The organism is Halorubrum xinjiangense (assembly GCF_900102375.1).
In the GTDB taxonomy this organism is placed as follows: Archaea; Halobacteriota; Halobacteria; order Halobacteriales; family Haloferacaceae; genus Halorubrum; species Halorubrum xinjiangense.
Genome location: NZ_FNBO01000004.1, coordinates 229,102 through 240,646 on the forward strand (window position 1 = coordinate 229,102; position 11,545 = coordinate 240,646).

Consider the following 11,545-nt stretch of genomic DNA (forward strand, 5'->3'; position numbering starts at 1 on the left):
GAATCACGGCCTCCAAGCGCGGGCGCCGCCGAGAGAGCAGGAGGTTTTTTCGGTCGCTGACGCGCTTCGACACCCATGGACGATCCCTCCACGTCCGACGCCGAGTCGGCCAAGTACGACATCTCGACCGTCGACCTCAGCGACGACCGCTACGAGGTCAAACAGTCGCTGGTCCGGAACAAGTACACCGTCCGCGACAGCGCCGGCGACGTCGTCCTCCGCGGGAAACAGAAGATGTTCAAGCTGAAAGAGGAGTTCCCGTTCGTTACCGGCGACGACGAGGACGCCTTCTCGGTGAAGGCGGGCGGCATTATCGACGTGGGCGGGAACTACGCCATCGTCGACGCGGGCACCGGCGAGGAGGTCGTCGTCTTAGACGAGGACTACTCGCTGTTTGTCGAGAACTGGACGATCCGCGACCCCGAGACGGGCGAGGCGCTGGCGACGATTCAGTCGAAGAACAAGCTGCTGTCGGGGCTCCGCCACCTCGTCGGCGCCGCGAACCTGATCCCGAACAAGTACGAGATATTCGACGCCGGCGGCGGTCACGTCGGCGACATCGAGGGGCAGTTCTCGATGCGGGACGCCTACACGGTCACCGTCGACGACGCGAGCGACGTGCCGAAGGAGGCGGTGATCGCGGCCGCGTGTATCCTCGACGCCTTGGAGAACCAGTAGCGACGGTCGCGGCGTTCGAGCGGGATCGGTCGCTGCCCACGCAAGGAGACACACAGACGCGCTTCAGCGATAATAAACGAAATGGGAAAAGAAGAACACGCACGCGAGATGGTCGTTAGCCTGTACCTCAGCGAAACCATCGGCTTCGACGCACTCGCCGAATCTGTCGGCCGACAGGACGCGGAGGCCGTTCGAACCTCGAAGGAACTGCTCGACGACGGCGAGGCGCTCGCTGACGAACTCGCGGATATATAAATAATCGATTTTACGACCGAGGGCCGGATTCCCTCGTACCGGTTTGCCACCGATAGAATATTTATCTGTTTGATTTCGGAGATAGGATCTCCTTGAGGGCGTCATAGAACGGTTCACTACCTCACTGACCGACCCGTGAATCGCTCGGTACAGAGGCTACATTCAGCAGTCGCTCTCCGCGACAGAGTTGGACCGGTGGCCACCTCGTGCTGCTTCAATTACTCAATAATCCTCTGCTTCATCCCGGTGTAACGGCGGATGTCGGCACCATCGTCCGTCCGTGTAGGAGTGCAAGGGCCAAGACTATCACCCACCACAGACCTGCCCCAACGACGATGGGTATCAGCCCTGTTCCGTCCAGCACGCCACCAGAGCCGGCTATAATCGGACCTAAGTTCACGGTTCCATGCATCAGCATCAACGGGAGAACGCTTCCATCGGTGACGTTCACGAATGCCCCAAATACGATGGATGTACCAATTATGAACAGAGTATACTGGGCGAAGAAGGCCGGTTCGAGGGAATACTGCTCGTGGCCGATGAACAGCGGGAAATGCCAGACCCACCAGAGGACGCCGATACTGAACCCAGCGGTCAATACGGACATCGACTCCTGAACGCGTGGCTGGAGGAATCCACGCCAACCGATTTCTTCGACACCGCCGAACAGGAGCATCTGGGCAAGAACGAACAGGACGATGATAGGCAGGCTCTCGGGTGGTGAATACGATACGGATCCTCCTCCGAGTGAACGGACGACAGGTTGGATGTTCGTGATGAACAACGGGACGAAAAGCGCGATACCAAACAAAGCCGGATGAAGTCGCCAGTCAAGCATGTGTCTGAGCCAGTCTCGAACCGGGACATCGCTGGCCCAGACAACCACGAGCGCAGCTATCGGAACGCCCCATTGTCGTCCTAGAGTGACGGGAAGTACTTCACCCCAGTTGAAGATGTAGTAGAGTGCATCCCATGTCCACGTCCAGCCGAAGGCGACGAGAACGAATGCCGCTATCTCGTGTGTCCGAGTCCATTCTCTGAGCATGTTATATGGCTGTCATTAGCTATCAAAAATGTTGGTGGATGCTATTAATCAATATCCCAATCCATTCTCGCATACGCTTCGATCCTCCGAAGGGGAAGATCGAAGACAGGTGAACTGACCGATATGCGGGAGTAGTACGCGGTCAATAGGCAAGCTGATTTGATTCGGTGGTCTCTACGGAACCAGCTATGCGATCCCGAACGCGACCACACCAAATACGCCCAGATATTATTGATTAAATGTAACAACCACGCACCCGTGAGATTGTTGAACCGGAGGCGCAGGAGTGTCGGGAACACCGACCACGTGGCCATCGCAATCACGCCTGCGATTCCAAGCAAGGCGACGTGAATAACCCAAACGCAGGGATCGCGACGCCACCAGCCGCAACCGGCGACCAGCCCCGGCCGAGCAAACTTCCCAGAACGAACCCTCGAAACAGGACTTCCTCAGCAAAGGGGGCACAATACGGCTCCGAATACTACCGGCCCCACGATAACTGGATTCCTAAGAGTGTCTTCATACCCTCACCTACCTCCGTTGTGATTTCACGGAGATACCGATTAATTTTCGGAGTGTAATCATCCCATCAGATTCCGTTTGATCGATGGCGTGCGAACATGAGCGGGAGGCTTGCCAGACCACCCACAAGGGCAGCGATACTCAGTACAAGTAGTATAAGAAATGCGTTCATCGGAACGATCAGCATCTCAAACCCCCAAACAGCCACAAACACAGTCGCCCACACGAGACCCGCAAGCAGGGCAGTAGCAACACCAACGATCACTCCGTGGCGGTACTGGCTTGCATCCCGTTGTTCCACGATCTTCCACCAAGTTCCTGCCCCGAAGACTAACGCTGGAATTGCAAAAACGAGTCCGGGATTCGTTACTGATAGACTGATTGCCTCTGCAAGCACAGACAATATAGAGTAAAGAAATGATGATAAGATGAGAGCTATACTGAACATATAAATTCCTGTAAAGACGGACCATACCATCCCTGATTTTATGTTGGAATCTTCTTGGAGGGTAGTTGCCATAAGCGGAAGTAGAAACAACACCTGAATGAATTTTCTCCTTTGAGACCGACTGGTTCAGTTGTTCTCTCTAGAAACAAGGAGTCTTATTCGTCCAATAAACACGCACACTGAGCAGTAGGTTCGAGGCATTACTACCGAGATAAACGAACTATTGAACTGCGTCTAAACAAGGTCCCCGTGGTTCTATTCTCTGGCCTCTCTAAAGAGGGAGTTCTCTGCGGGTCATTGACTGAGAGCTATAAGTCAAGGAGCGGGTCGCAACCCCGGCTCTCAACCCTGGGAGCATAGTCAACGAACGGGAAGAGACACCAAACTATCCAAAACCAGATAATCTGTTTGACACTGGTGTTGCGACAATGACGCTAGCTGTAGAAGGGGCTGTTTCAACGTTTGTCGGTATTGACCACCTCAAATGACTCATCCACGGTGATTTGCAACTCGTCATCATCAAGTGGGACGCTAATTTTTATCAGGTCTTTCTCTGGTCGGTGTACTTCTTGGTACTCTTTAGAGAGGGCCCACTCAAACTCCCAGATGAAGGACGACCGGATGTCATAGCCACGATTCCAGTAGAACGATACGACCAGGGGGTGTTCAAGAAGCAAGCATCCCACCGGGAGGTAACCACTCATCCAACACTGCGTACAGTTGAGGGTACACCGTACGTCAACGTTACCGATTGCCGGGTCACCTTGTTCCTCAGCAAACCCCATTTCCATTCGACCACCACATTCCGGACAGACACCAGTAGAGGACAGCATATTCCATGATCGAGCCCACCGGTCAAACGCAGCCTCTAGGTCGCCATCTCGGTGGCTTGCAATGGCACCGGGAGGGAATGGCATATGAACAATCGATGTTTCGCAGTTCGTACACGATATATCGAATTCTACATCGTTGTAGGTCAACTCAAGAGCATCGTCACCGCAGTTTAAACACGCACCGTTCACCGAGCGTGATTCAAGTTCAACGGTCTCATTATAGGTCCCTCCCGCAATTGCACTCGCCGCCTTCCGGCCGGCATACGAAAGTCTGTACGCGGCCTGGTCTTTTTCTACGAAATAGCCGACGAGCTGCTGAAGGTGGTAGTTGAACCGGCCACTATCTCGAACGCCTACACGTGATTTCAATGACGAATACGACATCTTTCGCTCTCCGTTTTTAAACCCTTCTTGGAGAGTTTGAATGATAGACGCGCGTATATCGTTCCCCACGAGCTCAAATGCATCTTCTGGCGGAATGGGCTCGTCGGATGGCATTATCATACCCATAGAACACCAAAGGTTAACACCTGCGGTGTTTCGGTGTGGAATCCTTCAGATTCCTCACCGAAACTCAGTTCACAGACTACTTAGGGGAATTCAGGCAGTTTTGTCCAATCGCAATGGAAGCCGCGTTCAGCGCTGGACCCGTTGGAACACTCCAAGAGAACGGTATCCTGTACAGTGGTGGTGAAATTGATGCATAATAGCATTATTCGCCGATATTACATTCACCGGGCACTTCTGACAACGGGATTTTTCTGGCCAGTATTTCCACTCTTGCTGCGATCACGTGAAATTTCATTTGCAGGTATAGGTGCCCTCTTAGCTATCGAGGCAGGAGTCATGCTGATTTCCGAGATCCCCACTGGATATCTCGGTGATGCACTCGGCCGCAGAAACAGCCTCATCGCTGGAAGCAGCTTAATGCTCGTCGGGGTAGTTGGATACATATTCGCCCATCAATTCTGGGCCTTTGCCGCCATCTACGTCACCTTTGGTATCGCACGGACGTTCTGGTCTGGAAGTGGTGACGCCTGGCTCTATGATTTGTTAGGTTCAAACGACACTACTGATGAATTCACTCGAATTCGCGGTCGCGGCGAATCAGTGACTCATTGGGCAAGTACGGCCGCGATGCTGACGTCCGGCGTGCTCTATCTTATAAATCCGATAATTCCGTTTGTCGTCTCAGCAATAATCGTTGCTGCCGATATCATCCTATTGACGACGCTACCAGCAACAGGGGGAGGAGAAGAAAGTCGAGTTACGGTGCGCGAAGCTGCCCCAATAATATATCAAACTCTGACAAAATCCAATATCTGGTCGTTCGTTGCCGTCGCAGCCATCTTTTTCGGCATCGAGGCCACGGTAAGCGAGTTCGTGCCAAGTGTGACGACAGCCGTACTCGGAAGGACAATCGCAACCCCGACACAGGGAAGTTCGACCGGTGTTGCGTTTCTTGGCGTGTTCTTTGCTGGCTTCACCGCTACATCAGCGATCGCCAGCATGTATGCTGGAAGCGTACGCGATAAATTGGGCGCTCCTCTCTCACTCGTGGGTGCAGGGTTCCTCTCAGCGCTCCCCCTAATTGGAGGACTAGTCTTCCCACCGATCGCTCTTCTCGGATTCTTCGCCATCAAGACGACACATGCTCTCGCCTTACCAATTGTCAACGGGTATGTCAACGATCACACTGAAACCGGTGGGCGGGCCACCACGCTTTCAGCTATGTCGATGCTGTTCAGCATTGCAAAAATGCCTTTGCTAATTGGCATCGGTGCGCTCGCAGATGCGACAGACGTATTCATCGCAGTCGGCGCGCTTGGAGTGATCTTCGTTACATTAGCCGCGGGAATTCTAGCAATCGAGTTCCCAGTTGACGTCACCCCAGAACAAAACACCACCGCTGATTGAGTTCAGTAATCTGATTACGTTCCTCTCAGCGTCGAGAAGGCCGTGAGGGCCGGGGCATTGGAATATTTCGATTTACAGTTAACTGCTCTGTTGCATCCGATGACTGTACGGGGATCACGATCTCTGAAGGCGCAATTACCCTGCTCTTTGTCGTCAAGGAGTCGGATCGATCCCTCCTGTAATCTCCAGCCTCGCCCTCTCTGCCAGGACCCCATCTTTGAATTCTCTCGGCAGCGCTCCTGAACTGAGCACAGAGTGACCCGACATCGACGCCTTCTGCGGATTCAACAGAGCAGAGATGTGTACAATGTAGTCGCCAATCATTCACCGCACGTGTTACCTTCGCCGGATACCTTCAGGGGCAGTATGCCTACAATGGCTTATGAGGCTGCAGTAACTCGCACATTAGCGGCTTTGTTGAAATCCTCAGTACAACCCACCGAACCGGAACCGGTCTTTGAGTCCACCATCGCCTAACACGGCTTCTCGATGTGGCCAGCGCTCCTGGTTCATTCGCAGATCAGCTCTGATAGTTGATTTATCGAATCATGGGTGAAAATCAAACCCTTGCGAATAGTTCTATGACACCCTCCCTCCTTTCCAATCTGTCCGGAGACGACGCTGACGCGTCCTCTCCTATTCTCCGCCCAGCTTCGACTCGCCGACCGCGTCGTGGCCCTCGATGACCGCCGTCCCGCCCATGTACGGGCGCAGCGCCTCGGGGACGGTGACGGTGCCGTCGTCGTTCTGGTAGTACTCCAAGATCGCGACGACGATCCGCGGCACGGCGAGCCCCGAGCCGTTCAGGGTGTGGAGGTAGTCGGCCGACTCGTGGTGCTCCTCGCGGTAGCGGATCCCCGCGCGGCGCGCCTGGAAGTCCTCGAAGTTCGAGACGGAGGAGACCTCCAGCCAGCGGCCGCCCTGTTCTGGACCCTCGTCCATGTCGTCCGCGGGCGCCCACACCTCGACGTCGTACTTCTTCGCCTGCGTGAACCCGAGGTCGCCGGTACACATCTCCAGGATGCGGTACGGGAGTTCGAGCCGCCGGAGCACCTCCTCGGCCTCGTCGACGAGGCCGTGGAAGCGCTCGTCGCTCTCCTCCGGTCGCACGAAGTTCACCATCTCCACCTTGTTGAACTGGTGGACGCGGACGATGCCGCGCGTCTCGGTGCCGTGTTCACCCGCCTCCTGCCGGAAGTTCGGCGTGTACGCCTGATATTTAAGCGGGAGGTCCTCGCCCAGCAGGATCTCGTCGCGGTGGAGGTTCGTGACGGGCACCTCCGCGGTCGGGAGCAGCCAGAGGTCGTCGTCGTCATATTCGTCCTCGTTCGACCCCTCCACGCGGTAGGCGTCCTCGGTGAACTTCGGCAGTTGGCCGGTGCCCCGCATCGACGCGGAGTTGACTGGGATCGGCGGGAACACGTCCTCGTACCCCTGCTCGCGGTGGACTTCGAGCATGAACTGGATGAGCGCGTGTTCGAGGCGGGCGCCGTCGCCCTTCGCGACGTAGAAGCCGCCGCCCGCGACCTTCGCCCCGCGCTCGAAGTCGAGGATTTCGAGGTCCTCCCCCAGGTCGTAGTGCGGCTCGACCTCGCCCGGAATATCCCGGAGGTCGTCGAACCCCTCGCGGCGCACCTCGACGTTCTCCGACTCGTCTTCGCCGACCGGCACGGAGTCTTGGGGGATCTGCGGCAGTTCGAGCAGCGACGCTTCCAGTTCGGCCTCCAGTTCGTCAGCGCGCTCCTCGATCTCCTGGAGTTCCGATTTGAGCTCCTGGGAGCGCTCGATGGCTTCCTGGGCCTCCGCCTCCTCGCCGGCCGCCTTCAGCTCGCCGATCGTCGAGGAGACCTCGTTGCGCTCGTGGCGCAGGTCGTCGCCGCGCTGTTTCAGCTCCCGCCACTCCTCGTCGACGTCGAGTATCCGGTCGAGGTCCACGTCGACGCCCTTGTTTTCGAGCGCCTCGCGGACGACCTCGGGGTTCTCCCGGACGAACTGTCGAGACAGCATTTATCGGGGATTCCGCGGGGCGACCCAAAACCGTATCGGAGCGTCGGCACCGGTTGACGCGGGCGGCTCGCGCGGCGGACCGGGGAGAGGAGGTCGGATCCGAGCGACGCGTCGCGCGGCCCGGTCAGGGGATGAACGCGAAGTTCGCGATCACCATGAGCAGCGCGAGCGCGGCGACGACGACGCCCATCACGCGCATCATGAGTATTCGGGTGTCGCTCGGCTCGATACGCCCCGTCGAGCCGTCGGGCGACCGAGTCTGCCAGCTCGTCAGCTTTCGGGGGAACGCCGCCATCGCCAGCGCGCCCGCGGCGACGAGGAGGGGGACGGCGACGAAGAACAGCCGGAAGGGTGCGGGGAGCATGCGCGGGGAAGTGGCCGCGCGAGTCAACAAAGCGTTACGGAATCGAGCGGTCTTAGGGGAGCCGCGACGGTCTCGGCCCGGGGAGCGCGCCGCGGTCAGTAGCCGCCCGGCAGCGCCATCCCGATTGCGAGTGCGACGAGCGGCACCGCGGCGACGACCGCGTACCACAGGCCGGCGCCGACGAGGAGGAGCCACGTGGAGTAGCCGTATCCGGTCGGGTCCCAGTCGACGCCGAGCCGCGGGAGGCCGATCACGGAGACAGCGGGCGCGACGAGGGCGACGAGGATCCCGCCGAACAGCGCGGTGTCGAGGAACCCCTCGCTCCAGCCGGGGCCCGCCGACTCGACGAGCCAGACGGTCAGGAAGACCCCGACGACGTAGGGGACGGAGAGGCCGACCGAGACGGCGACGTAGGAGGGCAGGACCCGCCCTCTCGGCGGGAGCGCGCGGAACAGCGCCCGGAGGCGCTCGGCGGCGAGGAACGGCGCGCAAAGCACCGCGGCGACGAGCCCGGGGAAGAGGAGCAGCGCGAGGGTCCACAGCCATCCGACTGCGGTACCGACGAGCGCGGGGACCGCGGAGGGCGGGACGACAGACGGGAGCGCGGTGAGAACCGGGACCATGCGCGAGAGAGTCTCCGCGGGCGACAAACGTCTTGTGGTGGCTCGCAGCGGGCCACCAAGAACGCCTCGCACGCGCGGCCGGAACCACCAGCGTTTATCCCGCTCGCCGCGACCGGTCGACAACGATGCTCATCACGGGCGCGACGCTGGCCGACGGCCGGGTTCGAGACGTGCGGATCGGCGACGACGGACGGATCGACGCGGTCGCCGAGGGGCTCGGCGCCGACGCCGGCGAGCGCGTCCTCGAGGCCCGCGGGAGACACCTCCTGCCGGGCGCGGTCGACGTCCACGTCCACTTCCGCGAGCCGGGCGGGAGCCACAAGGAGACGTGGACCTCGGGGTCGGAGAGCGCGGCCGCGGGCGGCGTCACGACCGTCGTCGACCAGCCGAACACCTCGCCGCCCACTGTCGACGGCGCGGCGTTCGACGAGAAGGCCGACCTCGCCGCCCCGTCGCTCGTCGACTACGGGATCAACGGCGGCGTGACGCCCGACTGGGACCCCGAGAGCCTCTTCGACCGCCCGCTGTTCGCGCTCGGGGAGGTGTTCCTCGCGGACTCGACCGGCGACATGGGGATCGACGCCGACCTGTTCGCCGAGGCGCTCGACGCGGCCGCGGCCCGCGACGTCCCCGTCACTGTCCACGCCGAGGACGCGACGCTGTTCGACGAGTCGGCGCTCGACGGCGACCTCGGCGGCGTCGGCACGGCCGCGACCGCCGACGCGTGGTCTGCCTACCGGACGGCCGACGCCGAGGTCGCCGCGGTCGAGCGCGCGCTCGCGGCGGCCGCCGACCGCGACGCGCAGGTCCACGTTGCGCACACCTCGACGCCGGAGGCGGTCGACGCGGTGAGCGAGGCCCGCGAGGGCGGGGCGGAGGGAAGCGACGGCGACGGGGCCGACGCCGGCGGCGCCGCCCCGCGTGTCACCTGCGAGGTGACGCCGCACCACCTCTACCTCTCCCGCGAGCGGTCGCGGTCGCTCGGGACGTTCGGGCGGATGAACCCGCCGCTCCGCTCGGAGGAGCGGCGCGAGGCGCTGTTCGCCCGGCTCGCCGAGGGCGCCGTCGACGTCGTCGCGACTGACCACGCGCCCCACACGGTCGAAGAGAAGCGGCAGGGGCTCGTCGACGCGCCGAGCGGCGTGCCCGGCGTCGAGACGCTGTACCCCCTCCTCCTCGAATCGGCGCGGAAGGGCGAGCTGTCGCTCGAACGCGTCCGCGACGTCGTCGCCGCGAACCCGGCGGAGATATTCGGCCTCGACCGGAAGGGACGGGTCGAGGAGGGGCGCGACGCCGACCTCGTCCTCGTCGACACCGCCGACCCGCGGGAGATCGAGGCCGCCGCGCTCCACAGCGCCTGCTCGTGGACCCCCTTCGAGGGGCTGCGCGGCGTCTTCCCTGAGGTCACTCTCGTCCGCGGCGAGGTCGTCTACGAGCGCGACCCCGCGACCGGGGCGGCGTCGTTCGGCGAACCCGTCGGGCGGAACGTCCGAGAGTCGTAGCCGCACGCTGCGGGGGCCTCGTGCGGTCGCCGCCGAAGCGCCGAATCCACGAAGAGCGGAATCCCCCAAGCGCCGAATCCACGAAGAGCGGAATCCCCCAAGCGCCGAATCCACGAAGAGCGGAATCCCCCAAGCGCCGAAATCAGCCGTGAGGGACGGACCGCCGCCGGCGGAACGCATATCCCGCTGCTCGCCGTATCCGGGGTATATCGATGACCATGGGGAGCACTCGCACGGTCGTCTCCGGACGGGAACCCGACCCGGACGAGGCCGACAGACCATGACGGACCCCGGAGAGTCGGGACCGGTGGGGGCCGGTCCCGCGGAGTCGGCTGCCGCGGAGTCGGCCGACGACGACGGGGAGGCCGGGGGGACGACGGCCGCGGCCGCGGCGTTCGAACCGGAGACTCCGGCCGACGTCGCCGCGCTCGCGGACCGGATCGCGGGCGAGGTCGAGGAGGTGATCGTCGGCAAGCGCGACGCGGTCGAACACGTCCTCGTCACCGTGCTGGCGCGCGGGCACCTCCTCGTCGAGGACGTGCCCGGCGTCGGGAAGACGACGCTCGCGAAGTCGGTGGCGCGCTCGATCGACGGCTCGTTCAAGCGCGTCCAGTTCACGCCCGACCTCCTGCCCTCCGACGTCACCGGCGTCAACGTGTTCAACCGCCGGACCGACGAGTTCGACTTCCAGCCCGGCCCGGTGTTCGCGAACGTCGTCCTCGGCGACGAGATCAACCGCGCTCCGCCGAAGACGCAGTCGGCGCTGTTGGAGGCGATGGAGGAGAACCAGGTGACCACCGACGGGACGACCCGCGCACTGCCGGACCCGTTCTGCGTGATCGCCACGCAGAACGACGTGGAGCCCGGGCAGACGTACGAGCTTCCCGTCGCGGAGGTCGACCGCTTCACGAAGAAGATCCGGCTCGGCTACCCGGACACCGAAGAGGAGGTCGCGATCCTCGGGCGACTCACCGGCGACCACCCGGTCGACTCGGTCGAGCCCGTGGCGACGGTCGCGGACGTCCAACGGGCCCGCCGGATCGTCGGCGAGATCGAGGCCTCGGAGGCGGTCCGGGAGTACGTGGCCCGGCTCGCGGTGTTCACCCGCCAGAACGCGAGGCTGGGGGCGAGCCCGCGCGGGAGCCTCGCGCTGATCCGCGCGTCGCAGGCCCGCGCCGCGCTCGACGGCCGAGGGTACGTGATCCCCGACGACGTCCAGGCGGAGGCGCCGACCGTGCTCTCACACCGAGTCCGAACCGAGTCGGGCGGGACCGACGGCGCGGACGTCGTCGCCGACGCCCTCGACCGGATCCGCGTGGAGTGACGACGATGACGCCGACACCTCCCTCGC

11 protein-coding genes and 1 pseudogene are annotated in these 11,545 nt (G+C 61.7%); 5 read left to right on the forward strand and 7 right to left on the reverse strand.

Annotated features, from left to right (window positions below; all coding sequences use genetic code 11):
* Positions 1-75: 75 nt before the first annotated feature.
* Positions 76-678 (forward strand): LURP-one-related/scramblase family protein, encoded by a 603-nt coding sequence (locus F3H13_RS07050; RefSeq protein WP_149798330.1) that lies wholly within the window; start codon positions 76-78, stop codon positions 676-678.
* 108 nt (positions 679-786) lie between these two features.
* Complete coding sequence (locus F3H13_RS16165) at positions 787-933, forward strand: hypothetical protein (protein ID WP_188128019.1); 147 nt, start codon at positions 787-789, stop codon at positions 931-933.
* A 238-nt stretch (positions 934-1,171) separates the two neighbouring features.
* Here the strand turns inward: F3H13_RS16165 and F3H13_RS07055 are convergent, their stop codons facing one another.
* The 4 genes and pseudogenes from F3H13_RS07055 to F3H13_RS07070 form a co-directional block, all read right to left on the reverse strand.
* Positions 1,172-1,978 (reverse strand): CPBP family intramembrane glutamic endopeptidase, encoded by an 807-nt coding sequence (locus tag F3H13_RS07055; protein ID WP_149798331.1) that lies wholly within the window; start codon positions 1,976-1,978, stop codon positions 1,172-1,174.
* 319 nt (positions 1,979-2,297) lie between these two features.
* Positions 2,298-2,432: pseudogene (locus tag F3H13_RS16640) on the reverse strand (hypothetical protein); the annotation flags it as partial.
* Positions 2,433-2,567: 135 nt separating this feature from the next.
* Positions 2,568-3,020, reverse strand: a complete 453-nt coding sequence (locus F3H13_RS07065; protein ID WP_149798332.1) for a hypothetical protein — start codon at positions 3,018-3,020, stop codon at positions 2,568-2,570.
* A 383-nt stretch (positions 3,021-3,403) separates the two neighbouring features.
* Positions 3,404-4,279 (reverse strand): DUF7351 domain-containing protein, encoded by an 876-nt coding sequence (locus F3H13_RS07070; protein ID WP_149798333.1) that lies wholly within the window; start codon positions 4,277-4,279, stop codon positions 3,404-3,406.
* Positions 4,280-4,480: 201 nt separating this feature from the next.
* On the opposite strand from F3H13_RS07070, the gene F3H13_RS07075 reads away from it, so the two are divergent.
* Entirely contained in the window at positions 4,481-5,698 is a 1,218-nt protein-coding gene (locus F3H13_RS07075) for an MFS transporter (protein WP_149798334.1), read from the forward strand.
* A gap of 636 nt (positions 5,699-6,334) precedes the next feature.
* Here F3H13_RS07075 and serS read toward each other — a convergent pair.
* The 3 genes from serS to F3H13_RS07090 form a co-directional block, all read right to left on the reverse strand.
* A complete protein-coding gene (gene serS, locus F3H13_RS07080) occupies positions 6,335-7,705 on the reverse strand; it encodes a serine--tRNA ligase (protein WP_149798336.1) in 1,371 nt (456 codons plus the stop codon).
* Positions 7,706-7,829: 124 nt separating this feature from the next.
* Complete coding sequence (locus F3H13_RS07085) at positions 7,830-8,069, reverse strand: hypothetical protein (protein WP_149798337.1); 240 nt, start codon at positions 8,067-8,069, stop codon at positions 7,830-7,832.
* Positions 8,070-8,164: 95 nt separating this feature from the next.
* Complete coding sequence (locus F3H13_RS07090) at positions 8,165-8,692, reverse strand: hypothetical protein (protein ID WP_149798338.1); 528 nt, start codon at positions 8,690-8,692, stop codon at positions 8,165-8,167.
* A gap of 125 nt (positions 8,693-8,817) precedes the next feature.
* On the opposite strand from F3H13_RS07090, the gene F3H13_RS07095 reads away from it, so the two are divergent.
* Both F3H13_RS07095 and F3H13_RS07100 read left to right on the forward strand, forming a co-directional pair.
* Positions 8,818-10,194: a dihydroorotase gene (locus F3H13_RS07095; protein ID WP_149798339.1), complete on the forward strand. Its 1,377-nt coding sequence runs from the start codon at positions 8,818-8,820 to the stop codon at positions 10,192-10,194.
* 280 nt (positions 10,195-10,474) lie between these two features.
* Complete coding sequence (locus F3H13_RS07100; protein ID WP_149798341.1) at positions 10,475-11,518, forward strand: AAA family ATPase; 1,044 nt, start codon at positions 10,475-10,477, stop codon at positions 11,516-11,518.
* Positions 11,519-11,545 lie beyond the last annotated feature (27 nt).